This window comes from Paenibacillus periandrae, from assembly GCF_022458865.1.
Lineage (GTDB): Bacteria > Bacillota > Bacilli > Paenibacillales > NBRC-103111 > Paenibacillus_S > Paenibacillus_S periandrae.
In genome coordinates this window covers 248,058-268,635 of the sequence record NZ_JAJNMU010000001.1, presented here as the reverse complement: position 1 = coordinate 268,635, position 20,578 = coordinate 248,058, and the positions used below count along the sequence as shown (strand labels likewise).

Here is a 20,578-nt window from a genome sequence, read left to right as displayed (position 1 = left end):
CTATATGGATGTCGATTTGAAACATGCTTCTCACCGATACCTGGATGATAGCGAAGTCAAGCGCTTAATTGCATTAAGTCAATCCGGTGATTCACTTGCCAGGGAAACACTGGTCAATTGTAATATCCGTCTGGTTTGGTCGGTTGTGCAGCGATTTTTGAACCGGGGCTATGAGGCCGATGATCTGTTCCAGATTGGCTGCATCGGATTGCTCAAATCAGTCGATAAATTCGACTTATCCTACGATGTGAAATTTTCTACGTATGCGGTGCCTATGATCATTGGTGAGATCCAACGCTTTCTAAGAGATGACGGTACACTTAAGGTGAGCCGCTCACTGAAGGAGCTTGCTAATAAAATCCGCAAAACGAAGGACGAACTATCGAAAAATAATGGCCGTCTGCCTACAATTAAAGAAGTTGCTGACGAGCTGCAGATCACACCAGAGGAAGTGGTATTTGCTCAGGAAGCGAATAAACCACTGGCTTCGATTCACGAAACGGTGTTTGAAAATGACGGAGACCCAATTACGTTAATTGATCAAATCGCCGATGAAGGCCAGGAAAAATGGTTTGAAAAGCTCGCCTTGAATGAAGCCATAGGAACCTTAAATGAACGGGAGCGGCTGATTGTCTATCTGAGATATTATCGCGATCAGACTCAGTCCGAGGTTGCCAACCGATTAGGCATTTCGCAGGTACAAGTGTCCAGGCTGGAGAAAAAAATACTCCAGTCGATCAAGGATCAGATTGCCCAATAAGCGAATATTTTGTAGCTACAACAGAAAAAATGGCCTTCAAACTTATGGTTTGAGGGCCATTTTTTTGTGCCGTATGGCATAACCACAATTCGAGTATCACCCATGATCTATCGTGCCTTTTTGGTCTCATCCATAAATAAATATTTCAGGCAGTACAGACCGCATAAGCCTACAATTGCGTACACAACACGGCTGAAGCCGGAGGAAGCGCGATGAACCTCGCCACCAAATATCGCTGTGACAAGATCCCATTGAAATAAACCGATGAGCAGCCAGTTCAAAGCCCCGATTATAACGAGCGTCAAAGCGAATTTTCCCATAATGCATAACTCCCTTTCTTCTATCAGGATTTACGACCTTACGATTACTTTCCCATAAAGTGCGATAACTTATTCAAGCATCAAGAGAATTATTGCCATGACCGTTGGCGATTAGGAGCGGAGCTTTTTTTTCATACTATGGGATAAATACGCAAGGGAAGTGATGGGGCATGATAACCGGTACTACCGGTGCAACTTTGTATATCCGTTTACGCAAAAGAATGTGTATACGTCGGGGGGACCCGGTTGTACTCGGTGCTGTCGCGCAAATGCTGGTAGATGCCGAATACGAACCCTCCTTGCAAATGCTGCTGCTGCATCGTCCACGGGAGCATGAAGGCAGCATGCTGTTGATCGATATGATGCTCATTGTGAGTAAAATTAAAAAACTGTACCCTTTTATGCAAATTGAGCATTTTGGCGAACCTCATTGTCTGATCGAAATCAAGGATGAGCGTAAGCCGCCAAGGCTGATCTGGATTGCGCTTGTATGGCTGCTTTTGTTTGTCGGGTCGGGTTTGGCCATCATGAACTTCCATGCAGATGTCAGTATGGGGGTTGTCCACCAACGTATTTACAGACTGCTTACAGGAGAATGGGCAGAATACCCGCTGCTGCTGCAAATTCCATATTCAATTGGAATCGGTGTTGGGATGATCATATTTTTTAACCACCTGTTCAAAAAGAAATTCAATGAGGAACCCAGTCCTCTTGAGGTGGAAATGTTTATGTATCAGGAAAATGTCAATCATTACGTCATTACCGAGGAGTACTGCAGAATCCATGAAGCGGAGGATGAGCCCAAATGAATCAGTGGTGGCTAATCCCCGTTCAGATGTTTATTGGATTGGCGGGTGGGATCGCTGTAGGCAGCGGGATGGTGGCCTTTCTTGTTGTGCTGGATATCATTCCTCGGCTGGCTCAAATAACTCGTTCTTACCGGCACATCCGTGCTTATGAAGGGTCCGTTATTGGCGGTTCGGTGTTTTTTACACTGTCAGATTTTTTCGTGTGGTCCTTTTCATTACATCCGCTGACAGCGGTCCTGCTCGGTTTATTGGCAGGAGGTTTTGTCGGTATGCTGGCAGGGGCGTTGACGGAGGTGATGAATGTGCTGCCCATTCTCGCCAAACGAGTGGGGATGGCCTCCTATATGCTGTGGCTGCTGATGGCGATGGTGTTTGGGAAAGTATTGGGGTCCTTGCTCGATTGGCTGCATGTTCTGGGGTAACTAACAACAAGTGAGGTGGGTGTGTTATGAAGAAATTGTGGACGCGTCCCAAACAGATGCAAGACTCTATGGGTGCAGGTTCGGACAGTACTTCTGATGAACCTCTTAACATTGATGCGGAAGGCAATATTAATGAGCCAGAGAATAACTGGAAGTCCGTGGTGCAACAACCAGAAAAGTCAGTAAATGATGACGGCATAGCTACCGGATTTGAGTCCTTAAAAAAGACACTTGAGCACAGGGTCGGGCTGCATACCAGCTTTGATGTCGTATTTCGTGAGATGGTGTTTGGTGGAATCAAAGCCGGGATTTTTTATTACAACGGTTTTGCCAAGGATAACGTGCTTACGATGGTACTGGACCGTTTGTCTACGGCGGAGCATGTAAACGATCGGGCTAAGGATGAAGCGATTACCGGCAATCCGATTCAGCATCAGGTCAGTCACTCTGCGGGCCAGGATACGATACAGCTGTTCATGGATGCTTTGATACCCCATATTCAGGTGAAGCAGACAGATAAATTGAATGAAGTTATTGATCAGGTGGCGATGGGGGCTACCGGATTTTTCTTTGAAGGCTCCGCGGCGGCTATTGTTGTAGACGCCAAAAGCTTCCCGGTCCGTTCGACAGAGGAGCCGGATTTGGAAAGGGTTGTACGGGGATCGCGCGATGGCTTCGTGGAAACGCTGCTCACCAATGTTACGCTGGTCAGGCGCCGGATTCGTGATCCGCAACTTAAGCTTGAAATTCTGCATGTCGGCCGTCGAACGCATACGGATGTGTGTCTGGCCTACATTGATGATATTTGCGACCCGGCCTTGGTCGAAGCGGTTCGCGATAAAATCAATCAGCTTCAGGTTGAAGGCTTGCCGCTGGCGGAAAAACAGCTGGAAGAAGCCATTGTCGGTAAAAGCTGGAATCCGTATCCGATGGTTCGATATTCGGAGCGTCCCGATGTCATTGCGGTTCATCTGCTTGAAGGGCATGTTACCTTGTTTGTGGATACTTCGCCAAGTGTAATTATATTGCCGGCAACCTTTTTTCATCATGTGCAGCATGCAGAAGAGTATCGTCAAACGCCTATGGCAGGCACCTATCTGCGTTGGGTCCGATTTCTTGGGATCGCAGCCTCGCTGTTTTTGCTGCCCCTGTGGTTTTTGCTTGTGAGCTCACCGGAGCTAAAGCCAGTCGGAATGGAATTTATCGGGCCGCAGGAGTCTGTAAAGTTGCCGCTGTTGGTGCAATTTTTAATAGCTGAGCTCGGAATCGACCTGATGCGTATGGCTGCTGTACATACCCCTGCGCCGCTCACAACAGCAATGGGCTTGGTGGCTGCGGTACTGGTAGGCGAAGTTGCGGTAAAGACCGGGCTGTTCGTCAATGAGGTTATCCTGTATCTGGCTGTTGCTGCTGTAGGCACGTTCGCTACGCCGAGCTATGAGCTTGGGCTCGCCAATCGATTGACACGACTGATGCTGCTGATCGCTTCTGCGATATGGAAAGTTCCGGGTTTCGTCATCGTTTCTACGGTATGGGTCATCTATCTGGCAACACGAAGATCGTATAATGCTCCTTATTTGTGGCCATTTATACCGTTTAATGTGAAAGCTATGAGGGAAATTGTACTTCGTCGACCATTCCTTGCTGTCAAAACAAGAATGAGTTTGACCAAGCCTAAGGATAGCACAAGACAGCCATAAGCGAGGTGGGCTCAATACATATTGTCAGCTCATGCCCCATTATGGTATTTTAGATATAATGTCAACGGGGAGAGGGAAATTAAAATGTATTTGCATGGAACGAGCACAATAAACGATAATGGGCATTTGCAAATTGGTGGATGTGATACAACAGAGCTCGTTGAGCGCTTTGGAACTCCGCTGTATGTTATGGATGAAGCATTGATCCGCCAAAGATGTCGTGAATACGTAGAAGCTTTTCGCGAAACTGGCTTGAAATTTCAGGTTGCCTATGCAAGTAAAGCATTTTGTGTAATGGCCATGTGCCGCGTAGTAGAAGAAGAGGGAATGTCTTTGGATATTGTGTCTGATGGGGAGCTGTATACAGCACTTCAAGCCGGATTCCCGGCCGAGCGGATACATTTTCATGGAAATAACAAAACGCCTATGGAAATTGAAATGGCAATTGATGCAGGGATTGGCTGCTTCGTGGTCGATAATTTGGTGGAGCTTCATATGTTGAATGCGATTGCGGGACAGAAGCGTCAGCGAGTGAATATTTTATTCCGTATCACACCTGGCGTTGAGGCTCATACGCATGAATATATTTCTACAGGCCAAACGGATTCAAAATTTGGATTGGATTTGGATAACGGCTCTGCCTACCATGCCATCGAGGAAGCTACCCAGCTCCCTTATATCAAGCTGTTGGGCGTCCATTCACATATCGGGTCGCAAATTTTTGAGGTACAAGGTTTTCAAATGGCTGTTGATAAAGTTATCGGCTTCGCGGCTAAGGTTCGCGATGAATTGAATGTTGTATTTTCTGTAATTAACTTGGGAGGCGGTTTCGGTATCCGTTATGTCGAGGGTGATACGCCGCTGCCTATCAATCAATATGTCCAAGCGATCGCTGAATCGATTACCAGCAACTTTAACCGTTATGACTACCCTACACCGGAAATCTGGGTGGAGCCGGGTCGAAGCATCGTTGGAGATTCAGGGACAACCCTATATACGGTAGGTACGCACAAGGATATTCCAGGCGTCCGTAAATATGTAGCTGTTGATGGTGGTATGACCGATAATCCGCGTCCTGCCTTGTATCAATCCCGTTACGAAGCGATGCTTGCAAATCGGGCTACTGAGAAGGAAGAGGAGCTTGTATCGATAGCAGGCAAATGCTGCGAGAGCGGAGATATGCTGATATGGGACGTTACGCTACCTGAGGTTCAGTCCGGAGACATTTTGGCGGTATCCTGCACAGGTGCCTACAATTATGCAATGGCAAGCAATTACAACCGGATTCGTCGTCCTGCTGTTATTTTTGTTAATAATGGTGAAGCCGAGGTTGTGGTTGAACGTGAATCGTTTGATAACATTGTCGGCAATGACCGGATCCCGGCAAGAATGAAGCAAACGACAAAGTCCTTGTAGTCTAGCATTTGTACAGAGCTGCAGGATGTAGTACAATAAAACACATTGAACATGAAGATCACAAAGGAGTGTACATTTTACATGTCAAAACAAGCACAAATCAAACTTGCCAATGGCGGCGAAGTCGTTATCGATTTATTTGAAAAGGATGCACCTAACACAGTAGCGAACTTTGAAAAACTGGCAAATGATGGTTTTTATGATGGCCTCGTATTTCATCGTGTAATTCCTGGTTTTATGGCACAAGGCGGTTGTCCTACAGGTACAGGCACTGGCGGCCCGGGCTACAAGATCAACTGTGAAATCAATCCAAATAAGCATGAGCGTGGAACACTGGCTATGGCGCATGCTGGCCGTAATACAGGTGGAAGTCAGTTCTACATCTGCTATGGTCCACAACCGCATCTGGATGGTCAGCATACCGTATTCGGTAAAGTGACTTCAGGTATGGAGCACGTTGACCAATTCAAAGGCAGAGACCAAATGGAATCCGTCAAAGTAGTAGAAGTTTAATTGCTGCCCAAGCATCGATTATAAGCTATAGCCGAGTCCCCTCAACCTAGACGGGGCTCGGCTTTTCTTGTTGGGAAACTATTTGAATAAATGATCCTATTCTATCATGTGAATGACTTCCATATATGCTATATTGACAAGGATTGTTAGTAATAGTTGAGAAGGTGAGGTCATCACATGGATAAAGCGAAATACATAGCTTCAATTGAACATGTGGATGGTTTGGTCAAGACCATTAAAGAGATTTCAATATTTTGTGATCCATCCACATCACCGAATGTTGGAGATTTTATTCAGGCCTTCAAGGAGCAAGGCATGGATATGGAGCTTAAGGATTATATCAATATGGTGTTTGTTCCTGTGGACCGAGCCAGCAATGATCATGTATCGATTCGTATTATCCGAACTTTCAAGGATTTGACGTACCACGTAAATAAAAGAAAATAAAGACGTTGCCATGGGAAAAACCTTATTTAATTAAGGTTTTTTGGCGCATTTGGTAACCCGTACCCACACTGCAGCTCCTCAATCTCCGTTGTTCAACAAACCTGTACGAGTCACAGGATCATTCCAAATTCGTAAAAAGCCAATCGAAATCATAATCATAATCATGTTATACTTATGTTATGTTAAATGACGTAATCGGTGAGTTGTTTTCTAGACAATTTAGGTTCTTCTTGTTAAGATAATGTTAAAAATCATCTTGCAAACGGGGCGAAACTATGCGTTTTTTTCAAAAAAGCATCCGTCACAAACTAACTGTTTTGCTCTTGATCTCGACGATTGTTCCCATCACCTCTTCAATCTTTATAACGGATTCATATACCAAGGAATCGTTAAAAGAGCGTGCCATCGAAGAAAATACTCACCTCATTTCCGAAGGGAAGGCCAACATCATTAATTATTTGGATACGGTGAAAAGTGCTTCCTTGACCATTTACTCGAACGCAACCTTGGACAGTATTTTGACAAAAGGATTTGCCGATTACCGGAGTGAGTCTTATATTTTTACGATTATGCAGATCGTTTCCCGCTCGGCGAATGATATTTACCAGGTCTATCTGAACATCAGCGATAATCAGAGCTCTTATGTGTTATACCAAAATAATTTTAAACGAGGACCGATTCGGTATGAGCCTCCAGCAAACAGGGCCTTAGCGCCTTATGCGGTTTTTACGGAAGGAACGCACAGGAGTCATGATTACGGGATCATTCAGGCTCCAATGGCGGTTCCTGAGAAGGTGTTTACGATTCATCGGCCATTTTATCGGGTCCCCAGCAATGAGCAGATCGGGCTGTTGTCCATAGACGTAAAGTTGGAAGCGCTAAGCAAACTGACTGCTCAATTGTATGAGAAAAATAAAGAGGATTTATACATTCTAGATGAAACCGGAGCCATCATTTATGTAGGGAATGAGACCTACCTTGGCTCAGCGCCTACCGAAGCATGGATCAAGCAGCTTTTGGATAACCCTGATGATGCCGGATATATGGAGTGGAATCAGCGTGAATTTTCGGGCATTATGATATACACCAAGCTATCCACGTCTTATCTGAATTGGACGCTTGTCAAGCGCATACCCTATTCACATCTATACGAATATGCTCGAAATTTGACCTTTATTAACACAATTGTAGCGGCAATCTTTCTCACAATTGCGATGATAGCGGTATTAATGGTTTCACTACGATTAACTAGACCGCTGAAGCAGCTGATTTCGCATATCAATAACATCCAGGCCGGCCAACTGGAGGAAACAATCGTTATTAACCGAACGGATGAAATTGGAATTCTGGCCAAGCGTTTCCGGACGATGATGCACACCATCAATGACTTGATTTTAAGGGAATACAAGCTGAATTTAGCGAACAAAACGATTCAATTGGAGGTGCTTCAAGCCCAAATTAACCCCCATTTTATGAATAATGCGCTGCAATCCATCGGTAATCTGGCTCTGGAAAGCCATGCACCGCAGGTCTATACCCTTATATCTTCATTGGGACAAATGATGCATTACAGCATGAACACCAAAGAAACGATCGTTCCACTATCCATGGAGATTGACTATGTTAACTATTATTGCATGCTTCAGCAGCAGCGGTTCGAGGATAAGCTTTCTTTTGAATTTGATATATGTGAGCAGACGAGTTCTTTTCAAGTACCCAAAATGATCGTACAGCCCATTGTTGAAAACTTTTTCAAGCATGGATTTTATATTACGAACAAAAGAGTCGGTGTGGTCAAAGTAAGTACCAGAATAGAGAAAGCCAGGCTGCTTATCATTGTGGAGGACAATGGGATTGGCGTTTCGGACGAAAGACTTCAGCAGTTGCGCCACAAGTTGACCCATCTGGATGAAAGCGGAGAAAGGCTAGGGGAAAGCATCGGATTGATGAATATTATGTCCAGGCTGCGCCTTTATTATGGGGATCAGGCCAACCTGGAGCTTGACAGTATTCATCCTTATGGGCTACAGGTCATACTGAGCATTCCAATCATGGGAATAGACAAGGGGGCATTATAGATGAAAGTACTTATTGTCGATGATGAAAAGCATGTACGGAGCACCATCCGCCTGCTCACAGATTGGAGTGCTCTGGATATTGAGACCGTTCTGGAAGCGGAAGACGGTCTGGAAGCGATAGAAATCATGGAGAGAGAACAACCGCAGCTTGTCATCACGGATATGATGATGCCATTAATGACGGGGATCGGGCTGATGGAATGGATGGACTCTCATGCGGTTACTTGTAAAAAGATTGTGATTAGCGGGCATAATGATTTTGAGCTCATGCGCCATACGGTTAAATATGGGGCTACGGACTATTTGCTTAAGCCAATTGTTGCCAAGCAATTGCATGATGCTATTCAAAAGGCAGTTGGCAGCTGGAAGAAAGCCCATCAGGAGCAGGTGCGCCATCAGTATCAAAGCAGGGAAGTTATTGAGCTCAAATCGATCTACAGGGACAAGCTTCTGTCCAATGTCATCATGGAGCCTGTCGGATATCGCAATGAATTACAGTTGTTAATCAAAGAGTTTCCACAGCTAGCCAGTGTTCATTCCTGCATGGTTGCCGTTATCAATCTGCAGGACGTCCAGCGTGATATTCAAGAAAAGTATGCTTCCAATATGGGCCTGCTCATATTTTCTCTGCTTAATATTTGTAATGAATGTCTACACCAAGCTCAAATGGGTATTGCCTTTCGTAATTTGAATAGCAATCATGAAATTGTCATTCTGGCATGGGAACAGTTAGAGAAGGCGGAAGCTGTTCTGGAGCGTATTCAGCACGGAATTGCAAGGGTGCTTAAGGCCGCATTCGATATCGGCATCAGCTCCGAGCTAGCCTTTCCAGACCATCTGCAGGAAGCCTACAATCAAGCCAGGCAGGCGCTTGGCCAGCGAAATCTGCTCGATACTTCGACCCGGAAACATAGCTATCAGATAGGCGTTGTATTGCGTATCGGCTCATTGAGATTCAGTGATTACGAGGAGGCTATCAGTCTTGCGATGAAGAGTGGCAGGCCGGAGCAATTACAAGCGGTCATACAAAAATGGTTTGATGGTATGGACAAGCTGGACAAAATATCGATGGATCAGCTTGATCTATGGCTGGACGCCTACAAGGTGTTGAAGGCGCGCTGGATGGAGGAATTTTACGAAGGGGCGGAGCCGGATCAGCTATTGCTGACGGAAGAAACGGATTTCATCATTCCAATGGATCATAATGGTCAGTTTTCATCAGCTTTATTTCAGCAGGAATTTACTAATCATTTGACCGAATTGATGCGGTTGTTCTTGAGCAAAAAGGTCCAAAGCGGACATACAATGAATGAAATTGCCAAATATATTGAATTAAATTACTACCGCAACATTACGCTTCAGGATATATCCACCAAATTCCATTTAAACCGGGAATACATTTCCCGCAAATTCAAGCTGGAGCTCAAGGAAAACGTTATAGACTACCTGAACAGAATACGTATCGAGAAATCCAAGGTACTGCTGTTGAACCCTCAAATCAAAATAGTCGATGTGGCGGGTAAGGTAGGTTATCAGGATGAAAAGTATTTCAGTAGGGTTTTTAAAAAATTGGAGGGACAAACACCCAAAGATTTTCGTATACAAATGAATCGGGAATCTCCGCTATCCATGTGAAGTGTTGGAAGATTCTCCCCACTTATCCTCTCAATCGACCCAGCAAAAATCAAGATTGTCCACTTATGTCCACAATTTTCTGTGTGGGACTCAGCCCTTATTATCGCTATAATTTTTGTATAGAGAATCCGTCTTGGCCGGGTCTTCTTAAGTAAGAATCAGCGGAAGTAAGGAGGTTGGGTCCAAGTGGCATCCTCAACGCTTGTTCCTCAATATCTCCCTTTAGGGGAGCAGGTACTCATCATTCAATTCGAACCCGTCATCTCTACGCTAGTGAATCGTCGCGTCCATGCATGGGCTGACAAAATCAAGGAAGCGAACATCCTGGGCGTCAAACAGTGGCTGCCTGCCTTCTCCAGTCTTTCGGTATGCTACGATCCTGTACGTATAAGCTACAGCCAGCTGTTGAATGCCTTGCAGCAAATCCATCTGTCAGATGCTGATTTGGCAAGTAGTACAGGCAGAATGGTTCATATTCCTGTTGTTTACGGCGATAGCTATGGGCCTGATCTGGACTATGTGGCTGCCGAGAACAACATCAGTCCTGATGAAGTCGTGCAAATCCATTCTTCCTCTGCCTATCTAATTTATATGCTCGGTTTTATAGCCAGCTTTCCGTATTGTGGTGATTTGGATAGCAGATTGGCTTTACCTCGCCGTACAAGTCCGCGTGTCAAGGTCGAGAAGGGCTCGATCGGCATTGCCAACCGTCAAACATGTATATATCCGATAACGTCTCCAGGTGGCTGGCATCTGATAGGGAGAACGCCGATGGATACATTCGATCCCTATAAAACACCGCCAAGCTGTTTTACTGCAGGTGACAGCATTAAGTTTGAAGCGATAACTTCAGCGGAAGCGGAGGGTTGGAACGAACATAAACAAAGAGAGTGGAATGAACAATGGAATTTATAGAAATCATCAAGCCAGGGATGTTCAGCACCGTGCAGGATTTGGGTAGATTCGATTGTCGCCAATATGGGATTCCACAGAGTGGAGCTATGGATGCGTTCTCATTCAGGGTGGCCAACCTGCTGGTAGGAAATCGGCAAAATGAAGCTGCTGTTGAATTTACGCTGGTTGGCCCCAAAGTGAAGTTTCTTCATGAGGGAGTGATTGCTATAACGGGAGCGGATCTCTCATTTACATTAAACGGCCGGCCGCTTGCTTTATGGAAGACGTTTCGGGTTATGCCTGATGACATTCTTCAATGCGGTTCTGCCAGACATGGGTGCCGCTCCTATATGGCAGTCAGTGGCGGCATTGACGTTCCTTTAGTTATGGGCAGCAGCTCGACCTTTGTGCGGGGAGGGTATGGGGGCTTCCAGGGAAGAAGCCTGCGAGCTGGAGATGTGCTTGCAGCAAGGACTGCTCAGCGTGTGTACACAGCATCAACACCGTGTAGAGTATTGCCTTCGAAATACCGACCCGTTTTTGATGGAAACCGTCCTGTCCGGTTTATCTCAGGTCCACAGGCAGATTCCTTTACTCAAGAATCGATGGATATCTTGACAACGCAGCCCTATACTCTATCTCATGATTCGGATCGTATGGGCTTTCGTCTTATGGGCCCGAAGCTCGTCCATACGTCGGGGGCGGATATCATATCCGATCATATAACAATGGGCTCGATTCAGGTACCGGGGGACGGTCAGCCTATTGTGCTAATGTCGGATTGTCAGGTTACAGGGGGTTATACGAAAATAGGTGTCGTTGCAGGTGTAGATTTGCCTTTTCTCGCACAGCGTAAGCCGGGAGACCAGGTGCTTTTTGAAATCATAACTATCGAACAGGCTCAAGTATTGTGGAGAGAACAGGAGCAACTGTTTTCTCTGCTTGATATCAACAATAGGTAAAGAAGGAAGGGGAATTGATGCTTACAACTGTTGATTTGAATTGTGATATGGGTGAAAGCTTCGGCGCCTACAAGCTTGGTATGGACGAAGCGGTCATCCAGCTGATTTCCTCAGCCAATGTGGCTTGCGGATTTCACGGTGGAGATCCCGATGTGATGAACCGTACAGTAGAGTTGGCGCGAAGCTTTGATGTAGGGGTGGGTGCCCATCCGGGGTACCCCGATCTAAACGGCTTCGGAAGAAGATATGTGGATATGGAACGCAATGAAGTGATTAATATGATCGTATATCAGATTGGCGCGCTGCAGGCTTTTTGTAACAAGCATAAGGTCCGAATGCAGCATGTGAAGCTGCATGGTGCATTAGCAAATCGGGTGGATATAGATGAAGCACTTGCGAATTACGCAGCAGATGCAGTACTTGCGTTCAATCCCGAGCTGCCTGTTTTCGTTAACCCGAATTCACTGATGCATAAGGTTTTGCTGGAAAAAAATCTGCATCCGATCCTGGAAGTCTATGCGGACCGTGCCTATAATGACGATCTGACTCTCGTATCCAGAAAATTGACTGGCGCTGTGATTACTGATCCGGATTTGGCAGCCAAGCGTGCTTTAAAAATGATCGCTGAAGGAAAAGTGACTACGATTACTGGGAACGAGGTCGATATCAGTGGCCAGACGATCTGTGTACATGGTGACACCCCTACCGCGTTAAATATGATTAGTAAAATTCGTTTATTGCTGAAAGAAAATGGCGTTGGTATATCTTCGTTTAAGCGCTTATAACAGGAGAAGCGGAAGCAGATCCTTATATCGGCACTTCTCATAATAATCATAGAGACACACAGAAGTGAGGTCATACCCAATGAATACATCAGAATTAAAAGAAATCATCCAAATCGTCATTCAAGCTCCGATTGAGCAATTTTCACTTGAATATGAAACGGTCAAGCTGTCCATTTCTAAGCGCAGCCTCCCTGTATCATCTAAGGAAAGTCTGCCATCAGAAGCCGGTTATCATTCGGAGCCGTTAATGGTTCCTCAACATTTGGAACGGGAAACCCAGGTCGGCACTATTGCAGCGGAGCCTTTAGGTGCTGCTCCCATTGAAATAGCTTCGCCTGCAGTAGGTATCTTTTATTCATCTGCAGAGCCGGGAGAGGAGCCTCTTATCCGGGTAGGTGACAGCGTAACAGAAACTACCGTTGTAGGTATTGTCGAAGCTATGAAATTGTTTAACGAGATACAAGCCGGGATCAATGGTGTCATCACAGAAATTTTGATCGAAAGTGGACAGCTGGTCCAATATGACCAGCCTTTATTTCTCGTAAAGCCTGTAGGAGTGTAGTCGTATGTTCAAAAAAATCATGATTGCAAACAGAGGCGAAATTGCGGTTCGAATAATTAGAGCTTGTCAGGAATTGGACATCCCTACCGTTGCGATTTATTCAAAGGCTGACAGAGATGCCTTGCATGTGCAAATGGCTGATGAAGCCTATTGCATCGGACCTGTCAGCTCCAAGCAAAGCTATCTCAACATTCAGGCCATCCTGACCTTGGCTTCTGCAGTTGGGGTGGATGCGATTCATCCAGGGTATGGGTTTCTTGCTGAAAATGCCGATTTTGCAGAGCTGTGCGGAACGTGTGGTATTACATTCATAGGTCCCAAGCCTGATGCGATTCACAAGATGGGGGATAAAGCCCAGGCGCGACGAACGATGAAACTGGCTAACGTACCCGTGGTTCCAGGTTCAGAGGAGCTAATAGAAGCTGTAGATACTGCTGTGATTCTTGCTGATGAAATCGGCTATCCTGTCATAATTAAAGCTACAGCTGGTGGCGGGGGAAAAGGAATGCGAGTCGTCCAAAGCGAGCTGGAGATGGACTCTATGTTTCGACAGGCTCAAAAGGAGGCCGAGGCGTCCTTTGGTAATCCAGGCGTTTATATGGAAAAGTATATCGAGGAGCCCAGGCATATTGAAATTCAGATCATTGCAGATGCCCATAACCATATCGTTCATCTCGGTGAAAGGGACTGTTCTATACAACGCAGACATCAAAAGCTTGTGGAGGAAGCACCCTCTCCTGCAGTTTCACCCGAGTTAAGGCAGGCCATGGGTCAGGCGGCTGTCGCTGCCAGCAGGGCTGTTGATTATTTGGGGGTAGGTACACTTGAATTTTTGCTCGATAAGCATGGGCAGTTTTATTTTATGGAAATGAACACAAGAATCCAGGTAGAGCACACGGTAACGGAGCTTGTGACAGGTATTGATCTTGTTAAAGAGCAAATTGCTGTCGCTGCCGGGTACCCGCTCTCATGCACCCAGAATGAGATTGAACTGAAGGGGTGGGCGATCGAATGCCGTATAAATGCCGAGGATTCTGACCATCAGTTCAGGCCGTCACCAAGTACAATAACGGGCTACCGGCTTCCCGGCGGTTTCGGGGTGAGGATCGATAGCTCAGCCTTTGCCGGCTATGAAATTCCTCCCTTTTACGATTCTATGATAGCTAAATTGATCGTGTGGGGCCGGGATCGTCATGAGGCAATTCAGCGTATGAAGAGAGCTCTCCAAGAATTTCACATCGAGGGTGTCCAGACAACGATTCCCTTCCATCTGAAAGTTTTGCAGCATGAGTTATTTATAGCGGGCGACTGCAACACCAAATTCATAGAAACCGAGTTCCAATAGGAGAGAGGGGGATACCAATGAGAAAGTCCATGTCGTCGGAATGGATGCAGCAAACGGTGTTTCTGAGTCCTGCCGTTTTGTTCTATACCATCATTATTATGCTTCCTTTTTTTCTTGGCGTGTATTATTCATTTACCGATTGGAACGGGGTTGCTCACAGTATTCGTTGGGTTGGCTTAAGCAATTATCAAACGGTGCTTACCAAGGACACCAATTTTATTCATTCGTTCTGGTTTACGGCTCGGTTTACTTTTGTAGCTGTCATCCTGACAAATTTGCTCGGGTTTGCGCTCGCTTACTTTTTGTCCAAATCGCTGAAGACGCGCAATCTGTTACGAACGGTTTATTTTATCCCGAACGTATTGGGCGGCTTGCTGCTTGGCTTTATATGGCAATTTATATTTGTTCAAGGATTTGCTGCCATTGGGAAGCTGACGAATTTGGGATTTTTCAATCTGCCCTGGCTTGGAACGGAGGATACGGCCTTTTGGGCGCTCATTATCGTATTTGTGTGGCATGGAGCTGGTTATATTATGGTTATTTACATCGCTGGTTTGACCAATGTGCCGAAGGACCTAATAGAAGCAGCCACGATCGATGGTGCGAACAGTGCCCAAATCTTACGCAGTATTATCATTCCGCTCATTATGCCAGTCATCACGATTTGTCTCTTTTTAACGATCGCCTGGGCATTTAAAATGTTTGATTTGAACTTTTCACTCACCAAGGGTGGACCTTATAATTCTTCGGAGTCCGTCGCAATGAATATTTACACCGAGGCATTTGTCAATAACCGATATGGACTGGGAACCGCCAAGGCACTTATTTTCTTTATGGCAGTATCCATCATTACGGCGATTCAGGTGTCTATGACGAAGAAGCGTGAGGTGGATCTGTAATGAAAACCGATGCGTACAATGCCAGACTGCTTCTCATTGAGATTGCGTTAATTGTTCTTGCGCTCCTGTTTCTGGCACCGTTTTATTTTGTATTGGCCAATTCAGTGAAAAATTTTGCCGAGATTCTGATCAATGCGGCAAGCTTGCCTAAGGTGTTGCGATGGGATAACTATGTACATGCATGGAAGGTACTGCAATTCGCTACTACACTTAAAAATTCCTTGTTAATTACTGTATTCAGCAACATTGGCTTGGTCATTATTTCATCAATGGCGGCTTACAGACTGGCGCGCAGGCCGAGCAGGTTCAATCGGATGCTGCTCGCCGTATTTGTGGCAGCTATGGTCATTCCGTTCCAGGCGATCATGATACCTTTGGTAAAGGTTGCATCCTGGTTTCATCTAATTAATAGTATTCCGGGCATTGTTGTCTGTTATTTCGGTCTCTGTGTTTCGTTTACCATTTTTTTGTATCAGGGTTTTGTTCGCTCCATTCCGTTCGAAATAGAAGAATCCGCTAAAGTCGATGGCTGTAGCCCATACGGTGTGTTTTGGAAAATCATTTTTCCGTTGCTCAAACCAATGACAGTTACAGTTGTCATGCTAAACAGCCTGTGGATGTGGAATGATTTTCTGCTCCCATCTATCATTTTGCAGCAAAAAGACTTGCGAACCATTCAGGTCGCTATTAACTCCTTATTTGGCGAATATACGAATCAGTGGGATCTTGCGTTAGCAGCGCTTGTGATGAGTGTGGTACCCATCCTGATCTTTTTCCTTACTCTCCAGAAGCATATTATCGAAGGGATTACCTCCGGGGCTATCAAAGGGTAAATGGTACAAACCTGACCTTATAGGTCAGGAGCAATTTCATCCACCTCAATAGTCAAACCTATGAGTGTCCGCCACTTAGGGGCTGAATTATAATAAAATGGTAAACAATAATAGAACGAAGGGGAGTTTGAACGATGAAACGATCGCTTACTGCTGGCAGTGCGCTTGTATTGTTAATGTCCTTTTTGACTGGTTGTGCAACGAATGGAGACAAGCCCGCTGATACGAAAACAGCGAATGACAATGCCAAGCCAAAGAAAGAAGTAACACTTAAAATCTTTCAGGCCAAGGTTGAGATTTCCGAGCAATTGAATAAGCTGAAGGATGAGTATGAAAAGACGCATCCAGGCGTCAAGGTCCAGGTTGAGACCGTCATTGGCACCGACTACAATACAATCCTCAAGACCAAATTTGCCGCAGGTGAAATGCCGGATATTTTTAACAATGAGGGCTTTCAGCAGCTGGAAACGTGGAAGGATCGTGTAGAGGATTTATCCGATCAGCCATGGGCAAAGGATGTATTCGATTTTGCCAAGGAGCCTACTACAATCAACGGCAAGCTTTATGGGATGCCAGTCTCGCTTGAAGGTTATGGCTTCGTTTACAATAAGGATTTGTTTGCCAAAGCGAACATTACAGAGCTTCCCAAAACACTTTCACAACTAGAGGATGTCAGCAAGAAGCTGCAGGCCAATGGTGTGACGCCTTTTGTTAATATGTTTCAGGTATGGTCCTCACTCGGGCGGCATTTCTTTAATAATCCGATGGCCAAGCAGCCAAACACCGATGCGTTTATTAAGGATTTGAATGATGGAAAGGCGAAATTTGCCGGTAATCCGATTTTTGCCGACTCCTTGAACATGCTTGATCTAATTGTAAAGTACGGCAACAAAAATCAGCTGACGACCGATTATAACAGCTTTATCGCTACATTTGGCAGCGGTCAGGCTGCAATCATGCAAAGTGGGAACTGGACGCTGCCTTTGATTCAAAAAATCGATCCGAAGATTAATGTTGGCTTAATGCCGATTCCGATCAACGAGGATGCTGCTTTAAATGACAAGCTGTTTGTAGGCGTACCGAATAACTGGGTTATCCATAAAGATTCTCAGGTGAAGCCGGAAGCCAAGGAGTTCTTGAACTGGCTGGTCACCTCGGATATTGGTAAAAACTATTTGACAAAGGAATTCAAATTCATCCCCGCTTTAAAGACCATTCCTGCTGATGCGGCCTCTGTAGGTACACCTGGAGAGGATATCGCTAAGTACCTCAAGGAGAACAAGGTGCTTGGCTGGCACTGGCCGAAATACCCGGATGGCAGTCCACAGGAAATGGCAGCCTCTTTACAGAAGTACATCGCAGGCAAAGTAAACCGCGATCAATTGTTAGCCGAATTCCAGGGTACATGGGATAAGATGAAAACCAAATAATAGGGATGATTACAAGCAGTAATGAAGAGGCGTCAAGGTATCTCCAAACGGAGAGGCTTTGATGCCTCTTCTGTTTATCAATCTTAATCTGAAGGTCCATCTGGTACATATACCAATTTCAATGTTCAAAAAAACCGCTTGAATCGGTTGTTCCGATTTCAAGCGGTCAGGCCAACTGCATATCTGGTGTGTGCTCAGGACCTATTGATTGAAGTAAATCGTTTTTCCGGTTGCAGCAGATTGGTAAACGGCTTCGAGAATCTCACTGACAACGAGAGCTTGTTCAGGCTTTACAAGAGGCTCTGTATCATTTAGTATGCATTCAATCCATAACCGTGCTTCCAAATCGGCTGGGCTTTCGTCCGCAGCAGCCGCATAGAAAACGACCGCACCACGCTCAAAGCTCACTTTATGTTCGTACAATCGCCCCATTTGTTCCCCGTTGATCCGCAAGCCATCGTCCATATCCGCTCCGCCTTCGGTGCCGCAGAGGACTGTTTTCGCTTCGCGTATATCCATAGTGTTAAGCGCCCAGCTGGATTCCAGTGTAATCGTCGCGCCATTCTCCATTTTAATAAAACCAATCGCAGAATCCTCTACGGTAAATTTTTTAGTGTCCCAAGGACCCCACAGGTTGGCTGCGTTTTCACGGTCTGCAAGCTTGTGAAATACAGAGCCTGTTACACTAACTGGCTTATAGTTGTCCATCATCCACAAGGTCAGGTCCAAGGCGTGCGTTCCGATATCAATCAAAGGTCCGCCACCCTGCAGTTCTTTTTCAAGAAACACGCCCCAAGTGGGTACAGCCCGCCGACGAATGGCCAGCGCCTTGGCTAAATAAATTTCGCCCAGATTGCCGATACTGCACAGATTTTTCAAAAATAAGCTATCCGGACGATATCTGTTTTGATAGCCAATTGTCAATTTCTTACCTGTCCGTTTGGAAGCTTCGAGCATATTCCGTGCATCGATAGAGGTGATGGCCATTGGCTTCTCGCACATGACATGCTTACCGGCTTCAAGCGCTGCTATCGTGATTTCCGCATGGGAGCTGTTGGGCGTACATACATGAACGACGTCAATAGAGCGATCCTCCAGCATCTTTCTGTAATCGGTGTACACAGTAGACGATTCGCTGCCATAATCCCTGGCTGCTTTAAGGGCCTTTTCCTCGATAATATCGCAGAACGCGATAACCTCAATGTGAGCAAGCTTGGATAAGCTGGGCAAATGCTTGGATGTACCAATCCCCCCCAAGCCTACAATGCCAATCCTTAATTTATCTGTCATGGTGGTGTCCTCCTATGTTGTTTGAGACAGATTCATCAGTTCAACCATGCGCTTGTAACTGAATTCAACACTGTCCAATTGATTGCGGGCTGTAAAATCCTGTTCGACAAAAATGGTTTTCACAATACCCATATCCCGGATGGTAGCAATAATAGCGGGAATATCCATGACGCCTTCACCGATCTCGGTGAATTGATCTGTTGTTGAAGTACCCAGCTTTTTATCAAGCGTAATGTCCGCATCCTCGCCAAAGAACTCGAACCAATTGACCGGCTTGGCAGTGGCAGGCATATCCTTTTGATGAACCAGATCACAACGATCACCAAGCGTACGCAAATACTCAGAAGGGTCAACGCCTCCTCTGAGGGCCCAGTACGTATCGAACTCGATTTTTACCAGATCCTTATCCGTATTGGCCAGGATAAACTCCATGACGGTTTGTCCTTCAAATTTTTGGAATTCCTGAAAATGATTATGATAGTAAAAATCAAGACCATTTTTACGGCATATTTCTCCGCATTTGTTCAGCGTTGCACTGAAATCGAAAGCGGCCTGCTTATTTTTGAACATGGACATGGAGATGGAGACAGCAGGCATTTCAATTTCCTGAACAAAGGGGATCAGACGCTCCCAATGGACATTTTCGATCGGGAACATTTGAGCATTTAATGCTCTCATTCCTAGGCGATCCAGATTGCTTTTGAATTCCGCTGCCTTCATGCCGGCAACCGAATAACCACCATGACCTGCAGCGTCGGAGTAATGGATGGCCAATTCGAGATCCTTATATCCAATCGAAGCTACCTTTTCCAATGCACCCAAAGGATCCTTCTGCAGTTCATTTCTTACGGAATAGAGTTGAAGTCCAAGTGACAGACTCAATTGTGACGCCTCCCTTGTTTGGTGTTCGTTTTGAGGTTCCTATTAATTATAAGTCAGCACCAAATGTGCCGGACACTCATAGGTTTGACTATTGAGGTGGATGAAATTGCTTAGTGAACCAGCGTGCAATCGTTTTCGAATACTAACTGTTGCAATTTCACGAAAATGATGTTAAAATTCTGTCAAAGTATTTTCCAACCTACTTAGTAGGAATTTCAAACAACATAATAGGATGTTTTCCTTCGGGGCGGGGTGAAATTCCCCACCGGCGGTGATATGAGACGTTTAACAGCGTTTTGTTCAGTCCGTGACCCGTGGGCTTCAGCTTTATTGCTGTTGTCACCGGTGGACTTGGTGAAATTCCGAGACCGACAGTATAGTCTGGATGGGAGAAGGGAAAACGTGGACACTGGTATTTGTCGTGGGTTGTTATGAAACCAACTGCAGCATGATAAGAAAAATAGGTTTAGAGCCTGTTCAATTTGTGTTGCCTTGGATTATTCAATCGCGTAGATGCGCTATCACTCTGCGTTTTTTTCGTAATTCTTTCACAAGCCCCTTCTGTTGAGAAGAGGTTTTTTTTGTTGGATTCTAAA

The 20,578-nt window shown here is 45.5% G+C and carries 20 protein-coding genes and 1 riboswitch; of the genes, 17 read left to right on the top strand and 3 right to left on the bottom strand.

What is annotated here, in order from left to right; genetic code table 11:
* Positions 1-4 precede the first annotated feature (4 nt).
* Complete coding sequence (gene sigF / locus LRL21_RS01285; protein ID WP_240413940.1) at positions 5-760, top strand: RNA polymerase sporulation sigma factor SigF; 756 nt, start codon at positions 5-7, stop codon at positions 758-760.
* Positions 761-867: 107 nt separating this feature from the next.
* On the opposite strand, the gene LRL21_RS01280 is transcribed toward sigF, so the two are convergent.
* Positions 868-1,080, bottom strand: a complete 213-nt coding sequence (locus LRL21_RS01280; protein ID WP_240413939.1) for a DUF378 domain-containing protein — start codon at positions 1,078-1,080, stop codon at positions 868-870.
* Between the two features lie 170 nt (positions 1,081-1,250).
* Between LRL21_RS01280 and LRL21_RS01275 the strand changes: the two genes are divergently transcribed.
* The 16 genes from LRL21_RS01275 to LRL21_RS01200 all read left to right on the top strand — a co-directional run bounded on the left by LRL21_RS01275 (position 1,251) and on the right by LRL21_RS01200 (position 17,810).
* Positions 1,251-1,889 (top strand): stage V sporulation protein AA, encoded by a 639-nt coding sequence (locus tag LRL21_RS01275; protein ID WP_240413938.1) that lies wholly within the window; start codon positions 1,251-1,253, stop codon positions 1,887-1,889.
* Complete coding sequence (locus tag LRL21_RS01270; RefSeq protein WP_240413937.1) at positions 1,886-2,311, top strand: stage V sporulation protein AB; 426 nt, start codon at positions 1,886-1,888, stop codon at positions 2,309-2,311. The genes LRL21_RS01275 and LRL21_RS01270 overlap by 4 nt, the downstream gene beginning before the upstream one ends.
* Positions 2,312-2,337: 26 nt before the next feature.
* Positions 2,338-4,011 (top strand): spore germination protein, encoded by a 1,674-nt coding sequence (locus tag LRL21_RS01265; RefSeq protein WP_240413936.1) that lies wholly within the window; start codon positions 2,338-2,340, stop codon positions 4,009-4,011.
* An 84-nt stretch (positions 4,012-4,095) separates the two neighbouring features.
* On the top strand, positions 4,096-5,427 hold the full coding sequence (gene lysA / locus LRL21_RS01260) for a diaminopimelate decarboxylase (protein WP_240413935.1): 1,332 nt from the start codon (positions 4,096-4,098) through the stop codon (positions 5,425-5,427).
* Positions 5,428-5,508: 81 nt separating this feature from the next.
* Positions 5,509-5,940 carry a peptidylprolyl isomerase gene (locus tag LRL21_RS01255; protein ID WP_240413934.1) on the top strand — a complete coding sequence of 144 codons (432 nt, stop codon included), beginning with the start codon at positions 5,509-5,511 and terminating at the stop codon, positions 5,938-5,940.
* A 177-nt stretch (positions 5,941-6,117) separates the two neighbouring features.
* Positions 6,118-6,387, top strand: coding sequence for a hypothetical protein (locus LRL21_RS01250; RefSeq protein ID WP_240413933.1), 270 nt, complete (start codon positions 6,118-6,120; stop codon positions 6,385-6,387).
* A gap of 275 nt (positions 6,388-6,662) precedes the next feature.
* Complete coding sequence (locus LRL21_RS01245) at positions 6,663-8,465, top strand: cache domain-containing sensor histidine kinase (RefSeq protein WP_240413932.1); 1,803 nt, start codon at positions 6,663-6,665, stop codon at positions 8,463-8,465.
* Entirely contained in the window at positions 8,466-10,100 is a 1,635-nt protein-coding gene (locus tag LRL21_RS01240) for a response regulator (RefSeq protein WP_240413931.1), read from the top strand.
* Between the two features lie 186 nt (positions 10,101-10,286).
* Complete coding sequence (pxpB, locus tag LRL21_RS01235) at positions 10,287-11,015, top strand: 5-oxoprolinase subunit PxpB (protein WP_240413930.1); 729 nt, start codon at positions 10,287-10,289, stop codon at positions 11,013-11,015.
* Positions 11,003-11,956 carry a 5-oxoprolinase subunit C family protein gene (locus LRL21_RS01230; protein ID WP_240413929.1) on the top strand — a complete coding sequence of 318 codons (954 nt, stop codon included), beginning with the start codon at positions 11,003-11,005 and terminating at the stop codon, positions 11,954-11,956. The genes pxpB and LRL21_RS01230 overlap by 13 nt, the downstream gene beginning before the upstream one ends.
* Before the next feature lie 17 nt (positions 11,957-11,973).
* Entirely contained in the window at positions 11,974-12,741 is a 768-nt protein-coding gene (locus LRL21_RS01225) for a LamB/YcsF family protein (RefSeq protein ID WP_240413928.1), read from the top strand.
* Between the two features lie 79 nt (positions 12,742-12,820).
* On the top strand, positions 12,821-13,303 hold the full coding sequence (gene accB / locus LRL21_RS01220; protein WP_240413927.1) for an acetyl-CoA carboxylase biotin carboxyl carrier protein: 483 nt from the start codon (positions 12,821-12,823) through the stop codon (positions 13,301-13,303).
* Between the two features lie 4 nt (positions 13,304-13,307).
* Positions 13,308-14,648, top strand: coding sequence for an acetyl-CoA carboxylase biotin carboxylase subunit (gene accC, locus LRL21_RS01215; RefSeq protein ID WP_240413926.1), 1,341 nt, complete (start codon positions 13,308-13,310; stop codon positions 14,646-14,648).
* 17 nt (positions 14,649-14,665) lie between these two features.
* Positions 14,666-15,547: a carbohydrate ABC transporter permease gene (locus LRL21_RS01210; protein WP_240413925.1), complete on the top strand. Its 882-nt coding sequence runs from the start codon at positions 14,666-14,668 to the stop codon at positions 15,545-15,547.
* Positions 15,547-16,380: a carbohydrate ABC transporter permease gene (locus LRL21_RS01205; protein ID WP_240413924.1), complete on the top strand. Its 834-nt coding sequence runs from the start codon at positions 15,547-15,549 to the stop codon at positions 16,378-16,380. The genes LRL21_RS01210 and LRL21_RS01205 overlap by 1 nt, the downstream gene beginning before the upstream one ends.
* 134 nt (positions 16,381-16,514) lie before the next feature.
* The gene (locus LRL21_RS01200) at positions 16,515-17,810 is read left to right on the top strand and encodes an ABC transporter substrate-binding protein (RefSeq protein ID WP_240413923.1); all 1,296 of its coding nucleotides are present in this window, start codon (positions 16,515-16,517) and stop codon (positions 17,808-17,810) included.
* A gap of 201 nt (positions 17,811-18,011) precedes the next feature.
* Here the strand turns inward: LRL21_RS01200 and LRL21_RS01195 are convergent, their stop codons facing one another.
* Entirely contained in the window at positions 18,012-19,100 is a 1,089-nt protein-coding gene (locus LRL21_RS01195) for a Gfo/Idh/MocA family protein (protein ID WP_240413922.1), read from the bottom strand.
* 12 nt (positions 19,101-19,112) lie between these two features.
* On the bottom strand, positions 19,113-19,982 hold the full coding sequence (locus LRL21_RS01190; protein ID WP_240413921.1) for a sugar phosphate isomerase/epimerase family protein: 870 nt from the start codon (positions 19,980-19,982) through the stop codon (positions 19,113-19,115).
* 234 nt (positions 19,983-20,216) lie between these two features.
* Positions 20,217-20,383: riboswitch (FMN riboswitch) on the top strand.
* Positions 20,384-20,578 lie beyond the last annotated feature (195 nt).